The organism is Paraburkholderia sp. 40 (genome assembly GCF_050434105.1).
Lineage (GTDB): Bacteria > Pseudomonadota > Gammaproteobacteria > Burkholderiales > Burkholderiaceae > Paraburkholderia > Paraburkholderia tuberum.
The window spans coordinates 1,706,166-1,727,169 of sequence record NZ_JBNPVY010000002.1; the positions used below are offsets into that span (position 1 = coordinate 1,706,166).

Genomic DNA, 21,004 nt, shown 5'->3' on the forward strand with positions numbered 1-21,004 from the left:
GCGCGCAATAGCCCTAATTCCGAGAGTACTTCCATGTCCCGTATCAAGAACACGTTTGCCGCACTGTCCGCCCAAGGTAAGAAAGGCTTGATCCCGTTCATGACCGCTGGCGACCCGGACCCGGCTCGCACGGTCGAGTTCATGCACGCCCTCGCCGTCGGCGGCGCCGATGTGATCGAACTAGGCGTGCCGTTTTCCGACCCAATGGCAGACGGTCCTGTCATTCAGCGGTCGTCTGAACGCGCGCTCGCGAAGGGCGTGTCGCTACGCCATGTGCTCGCCGACGTCAAACGCTTCCGCGAAGCCGATAACAAAACCCCGGTCGTGCTGATGGGCTATGCGAATCCGATCGAGCGAATGGGCGCCGAGGCCTTCGCGAAAGCCGCGAAGGAAGCCGGTGTCGATGGCGTGCTGGTGGTCGATTATCCGCCCGAAGAGTGCGCAAACTTCGCGGAACAGATGCAATCTGCCGGGATCGATCCGATCTTTTTGCTCGCGCCGACTTCAACCGACGAACGTATCGCCGAAGTCGGCCGCATCGCCAGCGGCTACGTCTACTATGTGTCGCTGAAAGGGGTCACCGGCGCCGCAAATCTGGACGTTTCCAGCATCGCGAGTAAAATCCCGGCCATCAAGTCGCGCGTCCCCCTGCCGGTGGGCGTCGGTTTCGGCATTCGCGACGCGCAAACGGCGCGTGCGGTGGGCGAGGTGGCCGATGCCGTCGTGATCGGCAGCCGTATCGTTCAATTGCTCGAACAGGCAGCGCCCGACGCCGCTGCCGAGACGCTCACGCGTTTCGTTGCCGAGGTGCGCGAGGCGCTCGATAGCGTTGCGACTGCCCGATAACAGTTATTTTTTGTCGCGGTAACGTGAGCGGCGGGCTCGTCCCGCCGTTCGCGCGACTGCTGACCCAGAAGGATTCCCTATGAGCTGGCTCGATAAGCTGCTGCCGCCGAAAATCAAACAAACCGACCCGAAAAACCGCAAGGGAATTCCGGAAGGCCTGTGGATCAAGTGCCCGTCGTGCGAAGCCGTGCTATATCGCAACGACGTCGAGGCCAATCTGCATGTTTGCCCCAAGTGCGACCATCACATGCGCATCGGCGCGCGTGAGCGCCTCGACGGTCTGCTCGATCCGGAAGGCCGCTACGAAATCGGCCAGGAAATCGTTCCGGTCGACGCGCTGAAGTTCAAAGATAGCCGCAAGTACCCTGAGCGCATTAAAGAGGCGATGGACGAAACCGACGAGACCGACGCAATGGTCGTGATGGGCGGCGCGATTCACACGCTGCCGGTCGTCGTGGCGAACTTCGAGTTCTCGTTTATGGGCGGCTCGATGGGTTCGGTGGTCGGCGAGCGTTTCGCGCGCGGGGCGCAGAACGCGCTCGAACAGAAAGTGCCGTTCATCTGCTTCACCGCTTCGGGCGGCGCGCGGATGCAGGAAAGCTTGCTGTCGTTGATGCAGATGGCAAAGACCACCGCTATGCTCACGAAGCTGGCGGAAGCCAAGCTGCCATTCATCTCGGTGCTGACCGACCCGACGATGGGCGGCGTGTCCGCGAGTTTCGCATTCCTCGGCGACGTCGTGATCGCCGAACCGAAGGCGCTGATCGGCTTTGCTGGTCCGCGCGTGATCGAACAGACCGTGCGCGAGAAACTGCCGGAAGGCTTCCAACGCGCCGAGTTTCTGCTGCAAAAGGGCGCGATCGACATGATCGTCGATCGTCGCAAGCTGCGCGAAGAGATCGCGCAATTGCTGGCGCTGTTGAGCCATCAGCCGGCGGACGCGGTCGCGTAAAAGCCGGGCAGCACTGCATTTGCCGCTCTTTCGCCGCGCTGTCGAAGACGCGGCGGAGCCAGAGAAGCAATCAAAAAATAGCGCGCCGCGTGAGCAATCAAGCGGCGCGCTGTCATTTCCAGGATAATTACCGTCGCCTGCGATGCGGCAGCGGTCGAAGCCGAAGCTGGCGCGGCTCAAGGCGCGGGTTTGTGCGCATAAACCGCGCAACGACCTACGCCCATGACTGGCGACCCTCGACCCTCGACCCGCGACCGCAACCGCAACCGCAACCGCAACCGCCTGACCAGCACCCTTTGCAGCACTGCAGAACCGAACTACCGCGACTCACTCAAGATTCACCCGATGACGACATTCCCCACTCTCGACGCGTGGCTCACGCACCTTGAATCCGCGCATCCGGTCGGCATCGACATGGGTTTGGGCCGAATCTCCCAGGTGCGTGATGCGATGCAGCTATCGTTTGCGTGCCCGATCATCACGGTCGGCGGCACGAACGGCAAAGGCTCGACCTGCGCGATTCTCGAAGCGATCCTGCTGCGCGCGGGCTATACGGTCGGCTGCCACACGTCGCCGCATCTGCTGTCGTTCAACGAGCGCGCGCGCATCAACGGGGCAATGGCAAGCGACGCAGATCTGCTGCCGCACTTCGAAGTCGTCGAGGCCGCGCGCCAGAGCCTCGCCAAACCGGTCACGCTGACCTACTTCGAATTCACGACGCTCGCGATCATGAGCCTGTTCGCGTCGCACGGCCTCGACGCGGTGATTTTCGAAGTTGGCCTCGGTGGCCGTCTCGACGCGGTCAATATCCTCGACACCGACTGCGCGATCATCACGAGCATCGATATTGACCACACCGACTATCTTGGCGACACGCGCGAAAAAATCGCGTTCGAAAAAGCCGGTATCTTCCGTCCCGGCAAGCCCGCGATTTGCGCGGACCCGGTGCCGCCGCAATCGTTGATCGATCACGCGGAAAAGATCGACGCGCAATTGTGGTTGTTCGGCCGCGATTTCCGTTACGAAGGCCAGGCCGGCAGCGAGCGACAGCAGTGGAGCTATGTCGGCCCGACGCTGCGGCGCTCGGCGCTCGCGTATCCATCGCTGCGCGGCGCGAATCAGCTGATCAACACGTCGGCGGCGCTGGCCGGGCTCGAAGCTTTGCGCGACCGTCTGCCGGTGTCCGCGCAGGACATCCGGCTCGGCATCGCCAATGTGGATCTTCCGGGTCGTTTCCAGGTGCTGCCGGGCAAGCCGTCCATCGTGCTCGACGTCGGCCACAATCCGCATGCCGCCGCGGTGCTCGGGCAAAACCTCGGCAACATGGGCTTTTTCCCGTACACGTACGCGGTGTTCGGCGCGATGCGCGACAAGGACATCGCCGGCGTGCTAAGTCATCTGAAAGGCGAGATCGATCACTGGTGCGTGACCGATCTGCCGACCCCGCGCGCCGCGTCCGCGCAAGAGCTGGAAACCGTGTTGCGCGAGCTGGGCGTGGAAGACGGCGCCGACAGCAGCGTCATGCGTTACGCGACGCCGGCGCAGGCTTTCCAGGACGCGCTAAAACGTGCGTCAGAGAATGATAGAATTGTCGTTTTCGGCAGTTTCTATACGGTAGCGGGTGTGATGGCCTACCGGAAATCGCAGCAACACTGAGCGGGCACCAGGCTCGAACCAAGCGATTCATGGGAATTTTCTCGTTCGGCAAGAAAGACGACGCGCCCAGCCGGCGCGGCGCAAACACCAGTTCCAATCGGGCCACCCGGGGTGAACGCGTCGAGCGGCGCACCCGCCGCACCGAGCGCACCGTCGATGCAGATGCAATGCTGCTCGACCCCACGCTGCCGGAAAAGCAGCGCGCGCGCCGCCGGCTCGTCGGCGCAATCGCACTGGTTGTCGCGGCGGTGATCGTCCTGCCGATGGTGTTGGACTCGCACCCCAAGCCCGTCACCGACGACATCTCGATCGACATTCCGAACCGGCCCGCGCCGAAGCTCTCCAGATCCACCGCCAACGAAGACTTGCAGGCCGGCGTCGCGCCGGACAATCCGCCGGCCGCCGACACGGGCGTGGCTGCGTCCGGCCTCGCGCCGGCAACGAGCGCGGCGACCACGGCGGCAGCCTCGGCCTCCGCCGCCAAATCGACCCAATCGACGCAATCGACGCAATCGACCGCAGCGAAACAAGGCGCGACCCCCTCCGCCGCAACTGGCGCTGTTACCGCCGCGACGCCGAAGCCCGCTGCGAAGCCGCAAACGCAATCGCTCGCAGCCAACAGCGCGCCTGCTGCCCCCGCCAAACAGACGAAGGCACCCGCCACCGCACCGTCGGCGTCGACCGACGACGAAGCGAACACGGCCCCCGTCAGCGCCGACGCGAACTCCGGCACGCCGGCCTCGCCGCCGGGCAACCGTTTCGCGGTGCAGCTCGGCGCCTTCTCGAACGAAGCGAACGCGCGCAATTGGGCCGCGAAGTTGAAAGCGGCAGGCGTGCCCACATATACGGAACATAGGAAGCAAGCCGACGGCTCGACGCTGACATTGCTGCGTGCAGGCCCGTTCGCCGACCGCGCCGCGGCCACCGCCGCTGTCGCGAAGGTCCGCGAGGCGGGCCTCGTGTCGGGCTCGAACGGCGGCAGCGCACAGTAAGCGAGCGATGTTCACTGCCTTCGACTACGCTGTAATGGCGGTGATCGGTTTGTCGGCGCTGCGAGGCGCCTGGCGCGGTTTGCTGTCGGAAGTGTTTGGTTTGATCGGCTGGGTCGCGGCGTTTTTCATCGCTTGCGAGTTCGTGGGCTACGTGGTCCCGTATATCCCGTCTACCTGGCCGGGCGGCGCGTTGACGCAGTGGCTGCTGGCTTTTTCGCTCGTGGTGATCGGCGTAGTGCTGGTCACGAGCGTGGTGAGCGCGCTGCTCAGCCGCCTCGTGCAGGTCACGGGACTGGGTGGTGCGGACCGCTCGCTCGGTTTGATGTTCGGCCTCGTGCGTGGGGTCGTTCTGGTGCTGATTCTGGTCGCCCTCGCAGGCTTGACCGAACTGCCCAAAGAGGAATTCTGGCGCAACGCGCTGTTTCGTCCGTATGCGGTTGCGGGCGTACGCGCAATGAAACCGCTGCTCCCCGAGGCGCTCGCCGCTTACGTCCATGTGGACGATTCGGGCGCCCCGAGCAATGCGCAACAGGACTCCGGCGCATACCGGCTGCCTTGACGTCGTAGCGCGTGCCGTCGCATGAAAGCGCGGGCGCGGTCGCGGGCACCGGTCGCCATCACGAATTTCGTACCTTTGAAGGACATGCCATGTGCGGCATCGTAGGCGTAGTTTCCCATTCCCCGGTCAACCAGCTCCTCTATGACAGCCTGCTGCTTCTGCAGCATCGCGGTCAGGACGCCGCCGGCATCGCGACGACGAACGGCAGCAATTTCCACATGCACAAGGCCAATGGCATGGTGCGCGACGTGTTCCGCACGCGCAACATGCGCAGCCTGCCGGGCACGACGGGCATCGGCCAGGTCCGTTACCCGACCGCCGGTTCGGCGTCGAGCGAAGAAGAAGCGCAGCCGTTCTACGTGAACGCGCCGTTCGGCATCATCCTCGCGCATAACGGCAACCTCACCAACTGGCAGCAGCTGAAAGATGAGATGTTCCGCATCGACCGCCGCCACGTGAACACCAATTCCGATACCGAAGTCCTGCTCAACGTACTCGCGCACGAACTACAACTGTCGAGTTCGGGTCTGCAGCTCGATCCGGCCGCGCTGTTCAAGGCGGTGTCGGGCGTGCATCGCCGGGTGCGCGGCTCGTACGCGATCGTTTCGCTGATCGCCGGCTACGGCCTGCTCGGTTTCCGCGACCCGTTCGGTATCCGTCCGCTGTGCCTCGGCAAGCACGAAACGGCAGAGGGCGTCGAGTGGATGCTGGCGTCGGAATCGGTGGCGATCGAAGGCATCGGTTTCGAATTCGTGCGCGACGTGCAGCCGGGTGAGGCGATTTTCATCGACACCGAAGGCCAACTGCATTCGCAGCAATGCGCGACGACCACGAGCCTGAATCCCTGCATCTTCGAACTCGTGTATCTGGCGCGTCCGGATTCGGTGCTCGACGGCGTGCCGGTCTATAACGTGCGTCTGCGCATGGGCGACTACCTCGCCGAGAAGATCAGGCGCGAGCTGCCCGACGTCGCAATCGACGTGGTGATGCCGATTCCCGATTCGTCGCGCCCGGCCGCGATGCAGGTCGCGAAAAAGCTCGGCGTCGAGTATCGCGAGGGCTTCTTCAAGAACCGCTATGTAGGCCGTACCTTCATCATGCCGGGGCAGGCGGTGCGCAAGAAGTCGGTGCGCCAGAAGCTGAACGCGATGAACATCGAGTTCAAGGGCAAGAACGTGCTGATCGTCGACGACTCGATCGTGCGCGGCACGACGTCGCACGAAATCGTGCAGATGGCGCGCGATGCGGGCGCGAACAAGGTGATTTTCGCGTCGGCGGCGCCGCCGGTGAAATTCCCGAACGTCTACGGCATCGATATGCCGACGCGCGGCGAACTGGTCGCGCACGGCCGCTCGGACGAGGAAGTTGCGCGCATGATCGGCGCGGACCACCTCGTGTATCAGGACGTCGATGCGCTGAAGCAGGCGGTGCGCGATATCAATCCGGCGCTGAAGGAGTTCGAGGCTTCGTGCTTCGACGGCAACTACGTGACCGGCGACATCACGACCGAATACCTCGACCGCATCGAAAGCGCGCGTCTCGCGCCGTCGTCGCAATCGGATCGCGATGCCGCGAGCGAAGCGATCGACGGTGGCGGCCCGGCGCGTTCACAGCTGCATCTGCAACTGTCGGTGGGTTGAGCGTACACACCGCGCCACGAGCGTATTAACATGTTGGCTTGCGTCGATTTGATCTCAGCTTGCGGACGCGGGGTGACCCGAAACAGCTAAAGCGAAGGGCGGAACGCCACGGTCGTCCGCCCTGGCTCCAGCCTCCCCGCACATGAAGCCCGCTTATGCCGACGCAAAAGCGGGCTTTTTTATTGCTGCCTCATTTAGCCACGGAAGCAGTCACGGAAACCTGGAGACCAGAACCAACATGGACGACTTCCACGACTTTGACTTCGACACGCTGGCCGTTCGCTCGGGCACCGTGCGCAGCGATTTCAACGAGCACTCGGAAGCGATCTTCCTGACCTCGAGCTTCGTGTTCGCGAGCGCCGCGGACGCCGCCGAACGCTTCAGGAACTCCGAGGACTATTTCACGTACTCGCGCTTCTCGAACCCGACCGTCTCGATGTTCCAGGACCGTCTGGCCGCGCTCGAAGGCGGCGAGGCCTGCATCGCGACGGCTTCGGGCATGGCCGCGATCATGTCGGTCGTGATGTCGACGTTGCAGGCGGGCGATCACCTCGTCAGCTCGCGGGCGCTGTTCGGCTAGACGCTCGGCATGTTCTCGCAGATCTTCAGCAAGTTCGGCATTACGCGAATGCGCTGTTCGTCGTCGATAACTGCTTCTGCAGCCCGGCGTTGCAGCAGCCGCTGAAGCTCGGCGCGGACGTCGTCATGCATTCGGCGACCAGGTTCCTCGACGGCCAGGGTCGTGTGCTCGGCGGCGCGCTGGTCGGTTCGAAGAAAATCATCATGGAAAAGGTGTTTCCGTTCGTACGCAGCGCCGGGCCGACGCTGTCCGCGTTCAACGCGTGGGTACTGTTGAAAGGCATGGAAACGTTGTCGCTGCGCGTCGAGAAGCAGTCGGCGAATGCGCTCGAAATCGCGCGCTGGCTCGACTCGCATCCGGCCGTCAACCGCGTGTTCTATCCGGGGCTCGAATCGCATTCTCAGCACGCGCTCGCGATGCGTCAGCAGAAGTTGGGCGGCGCGATCGTGTCGTTCGAATTGAAGGGCGACACGCCCGAGCAGATGCGTACGAACACATGGCGCGTGATCGACGGCACGAAAGTCTGCTCGATCACCGGCAACCTGGGCGACACGCGTACGACGATCACGCATCCGGCGACGACCACGCACGGCCGCATTACGCGCGAAGCGCGCGCGGCGGCGGGCATCAGCGAAGGTCTGATCCGGCTTGCGGTAGGGCTTGAAAACGCGGGCGATATCCCTGCGGATCTGCAATGTGGGCTCGAAAGCTGACAGGCAGGGCAAAACCTGTGCGCGGCATACAGGCTTCAAATGGCCTCAAGGGTCTCAAAGCCCTCCGCGCCACCTCCGCCACGCTCAGTGCCGCAACGCGCGCCACTGCCCGGGCGCCAGTCCGAAACGTCGCGTGAACGCGTGCGTGTAAGCGCTCTGATCGCCGAAGCCGATCTCGAGCGCGACATCGGTTAACGAAAGACGCGGGTCCGCAAGCAGCGTGATCGACGTGTCGAGCCGCAGCCGCTGCAAATAGCGATGCGGCGTCTCGCCGAACGCATCGATAAACAGTTGATGAAAACGCCGCATGCCGAAGCCGCAGTGCGCGGCGAGGTCCGCGATCTTCAGCGGCTCGGACAGATGGGCGCGCAGCCAGCGGTCGATGCGCGCGAAATCGAGGCGAACGCCTTCGCTCTGCACACCGGCTAGTGCCCCGGAATCGGCGACGAGCGCGGCGCCCAGGCGTGCCGCAGCATCCCAATGAAAGCGACGGTGACCGAAGGCATTACCTTGCGCTTCGCCCACACCGCCCGCAGCATGCGCGGCAATCGCGTGCACGAGCTGTGCGAGCGATGGATCAACGGCCACGGCGCGCGCGCGCTCGAACAACCGCTCGGGCACCGCCAGCGACGCCGCAGGCAAATCGAGCACGAGCTGCCGGTTCGTGCCGACACCCGCATAATCGTGCCGCGCGCCGGCCGGGATCAGCCATGCGGAGCCGGCGTCGATCTGCTCGGCGACGCCGTCAACCGCCATCACCATTGCGCCGTCGAGCCCCAGCACGACCTGGTGGAAGTCGTGCACGTCCGACGCTTCGATCGCGCCATAGCAGCGCAGCGAAACGTTGGGGGCGGTGACGGCGGCGTGGCTCACGACAATACTCAGGCGTGACTCAGACTTCGAGCAGTTCGACCTCGAACACGAGCGTCGCGTTCGGCGGAATCACCCCGCCCGCGCCGCGCACGCCGTAGCCGAGTTGCGGCGGAATGGTCAGCTTGCGCTTGCCGCCGACCTTCATGCCTTGCACGCCTTCGTCCCAGCCCTTGATGACCATGCCGCCGTCCAGCACGAACGCGAACGGGTCATTGCGGTCCTTGCTCGAATCGAACTTCTGGCCGTCGGTCAGCCAGCCCGTGTAATGCACGGTCACGGTCTTGCCGGCCACGGCTTCGGCGCCGGTGCCTTCCACGAGATCTTCGTACTTCAGGCCGGATTCGGTCGTCACAGTCGACATGCGTTGCTCCTCAGATCAAAACGTAAAGCCGACATTGTAGGCGCGTTGACGTCGATCGCGGAGTCTGGTCCGGTTCCGCGCATGGCATGCGGATTGCATCCCGCGTCGCGATTCGGCCTCGACTGGTCGGTCCGAACGGGATGCCTATAATGAGGCTTCCCCCATCATCCAGCATTGCCTGAGAGGACTCGATCGTGACTACGTCACCCAACGGGACTGCTGGCGCCCAGCCGGCGTCGGCCGGCTTCGTCATCACCGAACGCAGCGCGCGGCTGCGCGCGGAAACCGCGTTGTTCATGCGCGATCACGTGCTGTCGCTGGTGTCGCACGACCTGCGCGGTCCGTTGAATGCGATTCATAGCTGGGCGTACGTGCTCGAGCGCAAGCTCGACGCGAACGATCCCAATTCACAGCGCGCGATCACCGGCATTCGCAGCGGCGTCGATCAGCAGGTGAAACTGCTCGAGACGATCGTCGATGCGACGCGCGCCGAAACGAAATCGCTCGCGCTCACGTATGAACCCTTTCCGCTGCATCCGCTGCTCGACGAAACCGTCGAGGAAGTCCGCGCCGGCCTCGCCCGCGCGCGCGGCGTCGAAGTGCGGCTCGACTCGCAGATCGCCACCGAGCAACTGAACGGCGACCGCGCTCGGCTCGCCGCCGCGGCGTGGCTGATGCTGACGTTCGCCGTCGAAGCGAGCGCGCGGGGCACCGAGGTCGCACTGGCCGCGCGCGCGGACAACGGCACATGGCATGCGAGCGTCACGTACGAGCCGAACGAGGCCGCGTTGAACGACGCCGCGCTGCCGCATGTGCTCGAAGCGTTCGCGCGCAAGCAGGCGGGCGAACCGCGCGAGGCGAAGCGCATCGCGTGGGTGTTCGCGTTGTGCAAACGCGTCGCGGAGGCGCACGGCGGAAGCTTCGAGCAAAGCGATACGACGGAAGCGGACGGCGTCACCGCGACCCCCGCCACGCTCGTGCTGCGCGTGCCGTTCAGCGCGGCGGCGCCGAAATGAGCGTCGCGCGCGAATGCGTTAGCGCACAATCAAGATTTCATCGAGCTTTCAGCCCCTATACTGACAACTTTTGTTGCCGGAGCCCGTCGCTTTGACCCAGGTTGTCGCTCTTATCGGTGCAATGTTTCTGGTTGCACTCAACGGCTTTTTCGTCGCCGCCGAATTCGGTCTGGTCAAACTGCGGCAGACCCGCGTGCAAAGCCTTGCCGCCCAGCATGGCATGCGCGGACGTCTGCTCGCGAAGGTGCACGGACAGCTCGACGCGTATCTGTCGGCATGTCAGCTCGGCATCACGCTCGCGTCGCTCGGCCTCGGCTGGATCGGCGAACCAGCGTTCGCGCGACTGCTGATGCCGCTTTTCACCTTGATCGGCGTCGAGTCCGAGAAGCTGATGCATGGCATTTCGCTGTTCTTCGCGTTTTCGTGTATTTCGTTCCTGCATATCGTGGTCGGCGAACTCGCGCCGAAGTCGCTCGCGATTCGCGAGGCGGAGAAAATTTCGCTGTGGGCCGCGACGCCGCTGTACGGTTTCTACTGGGCCATGTACCCGGCCATCTGGCTGCTCAACACGAGCGCGAACGCGGTGCTGAAGGCCGCGGGGCTCGATACCGACCAGGGTCACGACTCGCGTTACTCGACCGAGGAACTCAAGCTGATCCTGCGCGGCCGCCGCGCGAACGTCGCGAGCGAACTCGGTGTGTCGACCGGCGCGTACAGCCAGGACGAATGGAACACGATCGCGCACTCGCTCGACTTCTCGCGAATGACCGTATCGGACCTGATGCGGCCGTCGCATGAAATGGTGTGCCTGCGGCGCGATCTGCCGTTGCGCGACAACATGCAGGTGGTCGCGCGGCACCGCTTCAGCCGCTATCCGCTGTTCGAGGATGCATCCGGCGAACGCGTGGCCGGCATGATCCATCTGAAGGACCTGCTGCTCGCGCGCCAGGCGGGCAGCACGCTCGACGACCTGTCGCGCTACGTCCGCCCCGTGCAGTACGTGAAACCGGACATGCCGGCGCTCGAACTGTTCCGGCGCTTTCGCAAGGGCGCGCCGCACTTCGCGCTGGTCGGCCACAAGAACGCGAAACCGATCGGCTTCCTGACGCTCGACAACCTGCTCGGCGCGCTGGTCGGGCAGATCCACGATGAATTCCGCCAGGGCGACGCCGACTGGACCCGCATGGACGACGGCACGCTGATGGGCAAGGGCAGCTTGCCGGTGGTGTCGCTCGAACGTGCACTGGGTATCGACATCGATGAAGGCAAGGCCGAATCGGTGGGCGGGCTCGTGATCCAGGCGCTCAACGATCTGCCGAGCGAAGGGCAGCGCGTCGAGTTCGAAGACTTCGACGTCGTGGTCAAGAAGATGAAGGGACCGCGCATCGTGCTCGTGCGCGTGTATCCGAAGCTGTTCGACGACGAGGGCGGTTGAGGGCCGAGCCAACCCGAAGCCTCAACCCTTTTTAGCCACCTCAGCTTCGAGGCACCCCATCCTCCACCAACACCGCGACCGGCATCGCGGCGAGCGCGTCGCGCAGATACAGCAGCCCGTGATCGTCGACTTTCGGCGCGGCGGGGCTCAGCCAATCGAACAGCGCACGCGCCGACAGATCGGGCGGCATTTCGATGGCCGTATCCGCCCATTGCGCCGGCTCGACGAGCGGCAGACCAGCATCATCGCCAAGTAGTCGCGCGGCCAACCGGCTGGCAATCACCACGGCCCACGCATTGCCATGCCGCCGCGCGAACGCGATCACACTCGACGCATGCGCGCCGCGCACCGTGAGCGGCAGATACGCCCCCTGACTCAGTAGCTCCGGCAGATGCGCGCGCAACGCCAGCACGCGCTGGATCACCGCGAGCTTTACGCGCCCGTCGCGCCAGTCCGTCAGAAATTCCGACGGCGGCGTTTGCGTCTGCGGCAGCCGCGCCTCGCGTTTCGCGAAATCGACGGGCCGCCGATTGTCCGGATCGACGAGGCTGAAGTCCCACAGCTCGGTGCCTTGATAAAGATCAGGGATCCCAGGCGACGCGACGCGCAACACCGTCTGCTGCAGGCTGTTGAGCGCGCCCGCGCGACCAATGCGCTCGACGAACGCCGACAGCTCCTTCAGAAAGGCGTCGCGCCGCTGCGGCGCAAGGATGCCGAACAGGAATTCGCGGCAGCCGGCTTCGTAGGCTTCGTCGGGCGCGAGCCAGCTGGTTTGCAGCTTCGCCTCGCGCAGCGCCTTCAACTGCCATTGCGCGACGCGCTCGGCCAGCTCCTTGATGCCGGCTTCGTCGTCGGCGCGCAGCGCCGGCGGCCAGCAGCCCACCAGCGTCTGATATAGCATCGCCTCGGCGGCGGGGCCGGGAGCCCATGCGTCGCTCTTGTCCTGGCTCACGCTGCTGATCGGCGTGCCGTCGAGCGCTCGACGCTGCGGTGCGTTCAACGTCGTCCATGCACGCAACGTCGCGCCCCATTCGTCGGCGATCTCGCTGAGCACCGCGAGCCGCGCGCGCACATCTTCACCGCGCTTGTGATCGTGCGTGGCGGTCGCAAGCATCGCATGAGGAAAACGTTGCGCGCGCTCGAGATTGCCCGCATGAAACTGCTCCACCGACAGCGCGAACTCGCCCGGGTCCGAGCCGACTTCGTTGCGCGACAGCAGACGGCCGTAGCGATAGCACGCGGTGTCCTCGATCGCCTTGGCGGCGAGCGGCGCGGTCAGCTGCGAAAACAGCGTTTGCGCGCTGCGCCGGGACGAGCCCGCATGCGGCGGCGCTCCGCCGCCTTGCGCCTGCTGCTGCGACTGCGCGCCGGGCCGCGCGGGCGGGGCCTCTTCGGCGCTGCCGCCGAGCCACGCATTCACGCGCTCGAGCGCCGCATGGTCCGAGCGCGGCAGCGAAGCGCGCGCGCCCGCGAGCGCCTCCTCGAAATAGACGTTGTCGGCGGCGCTGCGCAGTCCGCCCAGCGGATACATGCGGTACACGGAGAAATGCACGACCAGTTCGGTCAGCACGCGGCGCAGCGCCGGGTACGTGAAGTCGCGCGTGCTGAGCGAATCGCGTGCGATCCGATGCAGCGCGCGCGCCGCGCGGTCCAGTTCCGCCGAGAAGTTTTCCGCGAGAATCTTGCGCCGCGCCGCGTGCGCTTCATCGGCGAAGCGCGCGCTGCGGCCGGTGAGCTCGGCCCACGTACCGGCGAGCGGGTCCGCGCCGGCCGGATCGTGCAGCAGCGCGCCGACGTCGCTCATGAAGTCGTAGCCGGTCGTGCCGTCGACGGGCCAGTCGTCGCGCAACGGCTCGCCACGGCCGAGAATCTTCTCCACCACCACATACGGCGCGGTGTCGCGCAACTCGCTGAGCCGTTGGCGCAAACGCTGGCAGTATTCGCGCGGCTCGGCGAGCCCGTCGATGTGATCGATCCGCAAGCCGTCTACGAGCCCTTCGCGATAGAGGCGAAAGATCAGCGCGTGCACCGCCTCGAACACCTCGGGCCGCTCGACGCGCACGCCGGCGAGCGTCGAGATGTCGAAGAAGCGCCGCCAGTTCACTTCGTCGGAGGCGGTGCGCCACCACGCGAGCCGGAAATGCTGTCGCTCGATCAGCCGATGCAGCCGGTCGCGCGTGACCGGATCCTCAGGCGCGTAAGTCTCCAGCACGAACTCGATTGCCGACTCGCCTTCGCGCGCGACGAACTCGCGCAGCGCGTCACGCGCCTCGGCGGCGCGCGGTTGATCGGCGGGCTGCGTGGTGAGCCCCTGAAAGCGATTCGCGAGCGCGCTCAGATCGGCGCGGTCGGCGCCTTGCAGGATGGCCGCGTAATCGACCGGGCAGATCGGGAACACGTGCGGACCGTAGCCGATATGAAAGCGTCCGCTCTCGGCCGCGAAATGCAGCCCGATGCGGCCCGCCGCCAGTTCTTCGCCGTACGACGCGCCGAGCGTCGGCAGCAGCACCTTGCCGCGCAGCGCGGGATCGGGCGAATGCCAGTCGACGTCGAAATGACGCGCATACGCGCTGTGGCGGCCCCATTCGAGGATGTCGAGCCACCACGCGTTGCTCGACCCGCCGACGCCCATATGATTCGGCACCATGTCGACGATGAGCCCCATGTCGTGCGCGCGCAGCTTGTCGACGAGGCGCTTCAGGCCCGACTCGCCGCCGTATTCGGCACTGACCTGGGTGTAGTCGACGGTGTCGTAGCCGTGCATCGAGCCGGGCTCGGCCGTCGTGATCGGCGACGCGTACAGGTGGCTGATGCCGAGCGCGGCGAAGTAGTCGACGTGCCGCGCGGCGTCGTCGAACGTGAAGCCTCGATGGAACTGGAGGCGCAGTGTGGAGCGTGGAACGGTCATGGCGTGTCAGGCTCCGCGGAAGTGTGGGATGAAGGCGCGGCGGCGCGGCGCGCGCCGTCGACGGCCAGCAGGCGGTCGGTGAACACGGGGTCGTCGAACATCGCGTCGACGGGCAGCGTCATGCGGCGGCGCCAGTTCGGATGTTCGTCGATCGAGCCCGGCAGGTTCGGCTGCTCGTCGAGCGCGAGCAGGTCTTCGAGCGGAAACGTGACGAGCGGCCCGGGTGTCGCGGCGACGAATGCGAGCGCTTCGTCGACCGGCGCGTTGTCGGCGTCCGGCGGCGCGACATCGGGCGCGGCCACGCCCGCTTGCTGGAACGCGCGCCACAAGTCGGCGCGCTGCTGCGCGCGCTCTTCGAGCGCCGCTTCCTCGGGATCGCGCCCATCGGCGCGCGCCATCGTCTGGCCGATGCGGTTGCGCCACATGATGTCGCTGCCGCGCCACCAGCCGGCGACGGTCGGCAGATCGTGCGTGGTCGTCGTGCCGACCGCGTAGCGGTCCCAATCGGCCGGCGCCTTGAAGCCGTTGCCGTCGGGGGCGCCTTCGAACCACAGCACGCGAATCCCCTCGATGCCGTGCTCGTCGAGCCGCTCCCGAAACCCGGACGGCACGGTGCCGAGGTCCTCGCCGATCACGATCGCGCGATGCCGCCACGATTCGAGCGCGATCAGCCGCAGCAGGTCTTCGAGCGGATAGCGCAGATACGCGCCATTGCGCGCGCTTTCGCCTTCGGGCACGAGCCACAGACGCCGCAAGCCGAGGATGTGATCGATGCGGATGCCGCCGGCATGCGCGAACGCCGCGCGCAGCATGTCGATGAACGCGGCAAAGCCTTGTGTGCGCATCGCGCGCGGCGAAAAGGTCGTGAGTCCCCACGACTGGCCGGCCTGGTTGAAGAGATCGGGCGGTGCGCCGACCGATACGCCCTGCAGCATGTCGTCGGGATAGGACCATGCATGACTGCCGGCGCTGTCGCAACCAACCGCGAGATCGGCGATCAGGCCGACCGCCATGCCGGCTTCGCGCGCGGTGTGCTGAGCGTGCAACAGGCCGCGCGATGCCAGCCACTGCAGGAACAGATGAAAGTCGACCTCGTCGCGATGCGCGGCGGCGAACGCCTCGACTTCGGGGCTGCGTGGGTCGCGCAACGCATCGGGCCAGTTGCGCCAATGGCCGTCGCCGCCTTGCGCGAGCTGCGCGGCCTGCAGCGCTTCGAAGCGCGCGTGATCTTCGAGCGCGCGCCCCGCGCGTTCGCAGAAGCCGTGAAATTCGAGCGCGCGCGGCGAGTGCTGCGGGCGCTCGTTGGCGCTGAACTGCTCGTACAGCGCGCGCAAAACCGTGAGCTTCAGCGGGGTCGCGTGCGGCCAATCGATCAGCGGCAGCTCTTCATATTTGGACCACGCGTTGCCGGCCTGCGCCGATGCGGACGCGGACGCATCCGCGCCGAACACCGCGGCCGGATCGATATGCGTGACGTTGAGCCATAAACGCGACGACGGCGCGTACGGGCTGAAGCGCTCGGGCTGCGCGCTGAACATCGCGTGGGTCGGACTGACGGCGAGCGCGTGCGCGCCGTGCTGCGCGCCGTGCCGCGCAAGCTGCGCGAGCGCCGTGTAATCGCCGATGCCGCCGTCGCCGGTGCGGCGCAAGCCGTACAGTTGCGCGGCGATGCCCCACAGTGGCGGCGCGGCTTCGCGTTCGCCTTCTCCGTCGCCGCCGTGCAGCGTGCGCCACGCGTCGGAGACGGTGTAGCAGCGCGGCGGCGCGACCGCGAGCGTCATGCGCTGGTCGTTGATCACGAGCGTGTGATAGCCGGTTTCGTCGATCGGCGCGAGCAGCGCTTCCTCGCCTTTCGGCGCGGTGAAGCGGCCGTCGATGATCGAGCCGCTCTCCAGCTCGATCCGGTAATGGCTGCCCGACCTGACCGCGGCCGCGGGCAGCGCGATGCCACGCCCGATCACCGCGGTCATCAGCGGCGGTAGCCGGCGGCCCGATAGTTCGGCCTCCAGAACAGCGGCGCTGTGGCGGATATCCGTGGCGTTGCCGCACGGCAGACCCATGCGTTCGAGCAGCGTGCCAAGTGTCTTTTCGGGCACGTGCTGCGTATTGTGGTGCGCGTCCTGCCACTCCACCTCGAAGCCGGCGCGGATGGCGAGCGCGGCGAGCCTGTCGTTGGGGCGTCGGGTCGTCACGCGCGCTGCTCCTCGTGCGATGCGATGCGCGCATCGTGGCGGCTCGCGAATTCGTGGATGTCGCCGGTCAGCCACACGATGCACGCATGCGCGGGCAACATCCGCGCGTCGGCCTGTTCGCGCGCGCGCGGCGGTGTTTCGAAAATGATCTTGCCGTCGGGGATGGCGTCGAACGCGACGTTCTGCTGCGACAGATTCAGCGCGATCGACAGCGTCTCGCCATCGCCGAGTTTCCAGCGCGCGATCAGCGCGTTCGCGTCGCCGCCACCGGCATCGCGCAGCACGGTCGCGCCGCACGCCTTCGTATGTTTCAGGCGCGGCGTGATCAGCTTCGCGCGCACCGCGAGCGCGGACTTGTAGTAATGCATCCAGTCGAGCCGATCCGGCGTCGGCTTTACATCGGGCGCGGGTGGCGACGAGGCGGCGAAGGTCTGGGCATCGTTCGGATCGGGAATCTGCGCGCGGCGTTTCTCATCGCTGAACGCGGCAAAGCGCGCGAATTCACGGCGTCGCCCTTCACGCACGGCGTCGGCGAGATCGCCGGTGTAATCGGTGAAAAACAGGAACGGTTGCGTCGATCCATGCTCCTCGTCCATGAACAGCAGCGGAATTTGCGGCGACAGCAATAGCAACGCGGTCGCGGCGCGCAGCGCGTCATCCGAGGTCAGCTTGCGCAGACGTTCGCCGAACGCACGGTTGCCGATCTGATCGTGGTTCTGCAAAAACATCACGAACGACGTCGGCGGCAGATGCGCGCTCGCTTCGCCACGCGGCGCACCATCGTGCAGCGGCGACGGCTCGCCCTGATACGCGAAGCCTTCGGCCAGCACTCGCGCGAGCCGTCGAATCGGTTCGTTGGCATACGCGTGGTAATAGCCTTCGGTTTCGCCGGTCAGCAGCACGTGCAGCGTGTTGTGCGCGTCGTCGTTCCATTGCGCGTCGAAATGCGCGCCGAGCAGGCTCGCGCTGTTGTGCTCGTTTTCGACCACCAGATGCACGTGACGGCCCTGCTGCACGCGCGCGCGGATATGGTCCGACAGCTCGCGCAGCCACCCGGGATTGTCGATCGCATGCACCGCATCGAAGCGCAGTCCGTCGAAGCGGTACTCGTTGATCCAGTAGACGGCGTTGTCGGTGAAGAAGTCGCTGACTTCGCTGCGCTCGAAGTCGATCGCGGGGCCCCACGGCGTGTTCACGCCTGCGAGGAAAAACGGCTCCGCGTAAGTATGCAGATAGTTGCCGTCCGGTCCGAAATGGTTGTAGACGACGTCGAGAAACACCATCAGGCCCACACCATGCGCGGCGTCGATCAGCGCCTTCAGTTCTTCGGGGCGGCCGTATGCGGAGTCGGGCGCGTACGGCAACACGCCGTCGTAACCCCAGTTGCGACGACCGGGAAAGTCGTTCAACGGCATCAGTTCGATGGCGGTGACGCCGAGCGCGGCGAGCTCGGGCAGGCGCTTTTGCACGCCCGCATACCCGCCCATCGCACCGACGTGCAATTCGTACAGCACCGTTTCTTCCCAGGGCCGGCCGTGCCATTCGGTGTGTTCCCAATGGTACGTGCGCGGATCGATGACCTCGCTCGGGCCGTGCACGTCCCGCGGCTGGAACCGCGAGGCCGGATCGGGCACCGCCTGCCCGTCGTCGAGCTGGAACCGATACAGCGTGCCCGCGCCGCTCTCCACGGTGGTCTCGAACCAGCCGTTGCCGGTCGGAGCCATGTCGTGCGTGCCTTGCGCGGGGCCGTTTTCGACGACCACCCGCACGCTGTTGCACGACGGTGCCCAAAAACGGAACCGCGTGCGCGGTCGCGTGCCGCCCGCGCCGATCAACTGCGCGCTGAACGGCAGGCAGTGCGCGTGATGATGCGTGTGGGGATCAATCGGACTTTCAGACATGTCTTCACCATTCGAATCTGCTAACGAGCCTGGACGGCAATGCGCCGCAACGCAAGCAGGCATTGCGTTGCAACATTCTTGCCACCCCGGCTGCGGTGCGATTTGTCCACGCTCGAACCAGGTCGCCGCAGTGCATCGTTCATTGCGAACCATCGTCGTTTGCGGTCTGCGCGCCCGGATCGGGCGGCAGCGCGGTCAACAGCCGCGGCCCGTGCTGCGCGCCAGCCACCCAGCCGGCTTGCCAATCCGCTTCACCGGTCGGTTGCGCGGCGAGTATCACGAGGCCGTGCGCGGCGACCTCGAGTTCGGCCGTCGCGAGCCGCTGCGGCGCGCGTTCCGGATCGGCCGTGTCTAACAGCACATGCCATTCCAGGTGCGGCGCGGGAGGCGCGAACTGCAGCGGTTCCTCGTGAGCGTTGAGCATCAGTAACAATACTTCGGTTTCGCCATTCAGGCCCGGACCCGCGCGACGCAACGTGAACGCGCGTCCCTCCGGGTCCTGCCACGCTTCGATCGTCAGCGGATCGCCGTGTTCGTCGAACCAGCCGACGTCGAACAGGCCAGGCAGCACTTCGCGGTCGCCGAACAGAAAGCGCGTTTCACGCAGCAGCGGATGGCGCTTGCGCAACCCGATCACGCGCGCGACGAACTCGGTCATGCGCTGACCTTCCGGCGAATCCGCGAGGTCCCAGTCGATCCAGGATAGGTCGTTATCCTGACAGTACGCATTGTTGTTGCCGCGCTGCGTGCGCAGCGCCTCGTCGCCGGCAAGCAGCATCGGCGTGCCGAGCGCGATCATCAGTGTCGCGATCAGCGAGCGCGACACGCGACGGCGGATCGCGAGGATCGCGGGGTCGTCGGTCGCGCCTTCGAGACCCCAATTGCGGCTGCAATTCTCGTTGTGGCCGTCGTTGTTGTCTTCCAGGTTGGCTTCGTTGTGCTTCTGCTCGTACGCGGTGACATCGGCCAAGGTGAAGCCGTCATGCGACGTGACGAAGTTGATCGACGCCCACGGCTTGCGATGCCGCCGGTTGAACAGATCGGCCGAACCGGTCAGGCGCGCGGCGAGGTCGGGCCGCAGGCCGGCATCGCCACGCCAGAAACGTCGCACCGTGTCACGGAAACGGTCGTTCCATTCGCTGAATCCCGGCGGATGATTGCCGAGCTGATAGCCGCCAGGGCCGAGATCCCATGGCTCGGAAATCAGCTTGCGTTGCGATAGCACCGGGTCCTGGCGCAACGCGTCGAACAGGCCCGAGCCCGGATCGAAGCCGTGGCTTTCGCGCCCGAGCGTCACGCCGAGATCGAAACGGAAGCCGTCGATATTGAACGCGGTCGACCAGTAGCGCAGTGAATCCATCACCATCTGCAGCACACGCGGATGCGGCAGATTGACCGTGTTGCCGCAGCCCGTGTCGTTGATATGGTGACGCTGGTCGCCGGGAATCAGCCGGTAATAGCTGGCATTGTCGAGGCCGCGCCATGAAATGGTCGGGCCCATTTCATTGCTTTCGCAAGTGTGGTTGTAGACCACGTCGAGAATCACCTCGATGCCGGCCGCGTGCAGCTGGCGCACGGCGATGCGCATTTCGTCGAGCCGGTGCGTGCTCAGATAGGTCGGCTCCGGCGCGAAGAACGCCGCCGTGTTGTAGCCCCAGTAATTGCGCAGGCCGCGCTCCACGAGAAAGCGGTCGTTCAGAAATGCGTGCACGGGCAGCAGCTCGACCGCGGTCACGCCGAGCTTCAGCAGATGCTCGATGAACTCTGGCGACGCGAGCGCCGCGAATGTGCCGCGTTCATGCTGGCGCAGATCAGAGCGCAGCATCGACGCGCCGCGCAAGTGCGTTTCGTAGATCACGGTCTCGCCCCACGGCACGTCGGGCCGCCTGTCGTGCGACGAGTCGAACGCCTCGTCGATCACGACGCACTTGGGCATCGCGGGCGCGGAATCGCGCCGGTCGATCGAAAGGTCCGCGCGATTCGAATGCACGCGATAGCCGAACAGCGCGTCGGACCAGCGAAACTGCCCGACGAGCTTGCGCGCATACGGGTCGAGCAGCAGTTTGTGCGGATTGAAACGATGCCCAAAGTGCGGCTGATACGGCCCATGCGCGCGAAAGCCGTACGCGGTGCCCGGATGCGCGTTCGGCAGATAGCCGTGCCAGATCTCGTCGGTGCATTCGGGCATGGTGAAGCGGCGAATCTCCTTGCGGCCGGTTGAGTCGAACAGGCATAGCTCGATTTTCTGCGCATTGGCCGAGAACACCGCGAAATTGGCACCCAGCCCATCCCAGTTCGCGCCGAGCGGATACGGCGAGCCGGGCAGCAACCGGTCGGGCAACGCATGCGACATGATTTCCCTTTCCTGTTCTGATTGTCG

General features: G+C 65.6%; 14 protein-coding genes and 1 pseudogene. 9 read left to right on the plus strand and 6 right to left on the minus strand.

Annotated features, from left to right (window positions below):
- Nucleotides 1-33 precede the first annotated feature (33 nt).
- The 7 genes and pseudogenes from trpA to OKW28_RS09205 all read left to right on the plus strand — a co-directional run bounded on the left by trpA (nt 34) and on the right by OKW28_RS09205 (nt 7,938).
- On the plus strand, nt 34-846 hold the full coding sequence (gene trpA, locus OKW28_RS09175; RefSeq protein ID WP_429444928.1) for a tryptophan synthase subunit alpha: 813 nt from the start codon (nt 34-36) through the stop codon (nt 844-846).
- Between the two features lie 79 nt (nt 847-925).
- The gene (accD, locus tag OKW28_RS09180; RefSeq protein ID WP_018424130.1) at nt 926-1,798 is read left to right on the plus strand and encodes an acetyl-CoA carboxylase, carboxyltransferase subunit beta; all 873 of its coding nucleotides are present in this window, start codon (nt 926-928) and stop codon (nt 1,796-1,798) included.
- Between the two features lie 345 nt (nt 1,799-2,143).
- Nucleotides 2,144-3,454 carry a bifunctional tetrahydrofolate synthase/dihydrofolate synthase gene (gene folC / locus OKW28_RS09185; RefSeq protein ID WP_429444930.1) on the plus strand — a complete coding sequence of 437 codons (1,311 nt, stop codon included), beginning with the start codon at nt 2,144-2,146 and terminating at the stop codon, nt 3,452-3,454.
- A gap of 29 nt (nt 3,455-3,483) precedes the next feature.
- Nucleotides 3,484-4,446 (plus strand): SPOR domain-containing protein, encoded by a 963-nt coding sequence (locus tag OKW28_RS09190; protein ID WP_429444932.1) that lies wholly within the window; start codon nt 3,484-3,486, stop codon nt 4,444-4,446.
- Nucleotides 4,447-4,453: 7 nt separating this feature from the next.
- Nucleotides 4,454-5,005, plus strand: a complete 552-nt coding sequence (locus OKW28_RS09195) for a CvpA family protein (RefSeq protein ID WP_429444934.1) — start codon at nt 4,454-4,456, stop codon at nt 5,003-5,005.
- An 89-nt stretch (nt 5,006-5,094) separates the two neighbouring features.
- Nucleotides 5,095-6,645, plus strand: a complete 1,551-nt coding sequence (purF, locus tag OKW28_RS09200; protein ID WP_429444936.1) for an amidophosphoribosyltransferase — start codon at nt 5,095-5,097, stop codon at nt 6,643-6,645.
- A gap of 238 nt (nt 6,646-6,883) precedes the next feature.
- A pseudogene (locus OKW28_RS09205) lies at nt 6,884-7,938 on the plus strand (PLP-dependent transferase).
- Nucleotides 7,939-8,022: 84 nt separating this feature from the next.
- Here OKW28_RS09205 and OKW28_RS09210 read toward each other — a convergent pair.
- On the minus strand, nt 8,023-8,811 hold the full coding sequence (locus tag OKW28_RS09210) for a helix-turn-helix domain-containing protein (RefSeq protein WP_429444938.1): 789 nt from the start codon (nt 8,809-8,811) through the stop codon (nt 8,023-8,025).
- A 19-nt stretch (nt 8,812-8,830) separates the two neighbouring features.
- Nucleotides 8,831-9,172 carry an FKBP-type peptidyl-prolyl cis-trans isomerase gene (locus tag OKW28_RS09215; protein WP_090808322.1) on the minus strand — a complete coding sequence of 114 codons (342 nt, stop codon included), beginning with the start codon at nt 9,170-9,172 and terminating at the stop codon, nt 8,831-8,833.
- A gap of 194 nt (nt 9,173-9,366) precedes the next feature.
- Here OKW28_RS09215 and OKW28_RS09220 point away from each other — a divergent pair, with 194 nt between their 5' ends.
- Nucleotides 9,367-10,188 carry a sensor histidine kinase gene (locus OKW28_RS09220; protein WP_429444940.1) on the plus strand — a complete coding sequence of 274 codons (822 nt, stop codon included), beginning with the start codon at nt 9,367-9,369 and terminating at the stop codon, nt 10,186-10,188.
- 91 nt (nt 10,189-10,279) lie between these two features.
- Nucleotides 10,280-11,623, plus strand: a complete 1,344-nt coding sequence (locus OKW28_RS09225) for a hemolysin family protein (protein ID WP_429444941.1) — start codon at nt 10,280-10,282, stop codon at nt 11,621-11,623.
- 40 nt (nt 11,624-11,663) lie between these two features.
- Here OKW28_RS09225 and treY read toward each other — a convergent pair whose 3' ends face one another.
- The 4 genes from treY to glgX form a co-directional block, all read right to left on the minus strand.
- Nucleotides 11,664-14,531 carry a malto-oligosyltrehalose synthase gene (gene treY / locus OKW28_RS09230; protein WP_429444943.1) on the minus strand — a complete coding sequence of 956 codons (2,868 nt, stop codon included), beginning with the start codon at nt 14,529-14,531 and terminating at the stop codon, nt 11,664-11,666.
- Complete coding sequence (gene malQ / locus OKW28_RS09235; RefSeq protein ID WP_429444944.1) at nt 14,528-16,723, minus strand: 4-alpha-glucanotransferase; 2,196 nt, start codon at nt 16,721-16,723, stop codon at nt 14,528-14,530. The genes treY and malQ overlap by 4 nt, the downstream gene beginning before the upstream one ends.
- The gene (treZ, locus tag OKW28_RS09240; RefSeq protein WP_429444946.1) at nt 16,720-18,624 is read right to left on the minus strand and encodes a malto-oligosyltrehalose trehalohydrolase; all 1,905 of its coding nucleotides are present in this window, start codon (nt 18,622-18,624) and stop codon (nt 16,720-16,722) included. The genes malQ and treZ overlap by 4 nt, the downstream gene beginning before the upstream one ends.
- A 139-nt stretch (nt 18,625-18,763) precedes the next feature.
- Entirely contained in the window at nt 18,764-20,977 is a 2,214-nt protein-coding gene (gene glgX / locus OKW28_RS09245) for a glycogen debranching protein GlgX (RefSeq protein WP_429444948.1), read from the minus strand.
- Nucleotides 20,978-21,004: the final 27 nt, after the last annotated feature.

Bases quoted from the DNA above. Each gene is read 5' to 3' on its own strand.
- trpA (WP_429444928.1), top strand. From the start codon at position 34: ATGTCCCGTATCAAGAACACGTTTGCCGCACTGTCCGCCCAAGGTAAG.
- accD (WP_018424130.1), top strand. From the start codon at position 926: ATGAGCTGGCTCGATAAGCTGCTGCCGCCGAAAATCAAACAAACCGAC.
- folC (WP_429444930.1), top strand. From the start codon at position 2,144: ATGACGACATTCCCCACTCTCGACGCGTGGCTCACGCACCTTGAATCC.
- OKW28_RS09190 (WP_429444932.1), top strand. From the start codon at position 3,484: ATGGGAATTTTCTCGTTCGGCAAGAAAGACGACGCGCCCAGCCGGCGC.
- OKW28_RS09195 (WP_429444934.1), top strand. From the start codon at position 4,454: ATGTTCACTGCCTTCGACTACGCTGTAATGGCGGTGATCGGTTTGTCG.
- purF (WP_429444936.1), top strand. From the start codon at position 5,095: ATGTGCGGCATCGTAGGCGTAGTTTCCCATTCCCCGGTCAACCAGCTC.
- OKW28_RS09215 (WP_090808322.1), bottom strand. From the start codon at position 9,172: ATGTCGACTGTGACGACCGAATCCGGCCTGAAGTACGAAGATCTCGTG.
- treY (WP_429444943.1), bottom strand. From the start codon at position 14,531: ATGACCGTTCCACGCTCCACACTGCGCCTCCAGTTCCATCGAGGCTTC.
- treZ (WP_429444946.1), bottom strand. From the start codon at position 18,624: ATGTCTGAAAGTCCGATTGATCCCCACACGCATCATCACGCGCACTGC.
- glgX (WP_429444948.1), bottom strand. From the start codon at position 20,977: ATGTCGCATGCGTTGCCCGACCGGTTGCTGCCCGGCTCGCCGTATCCG.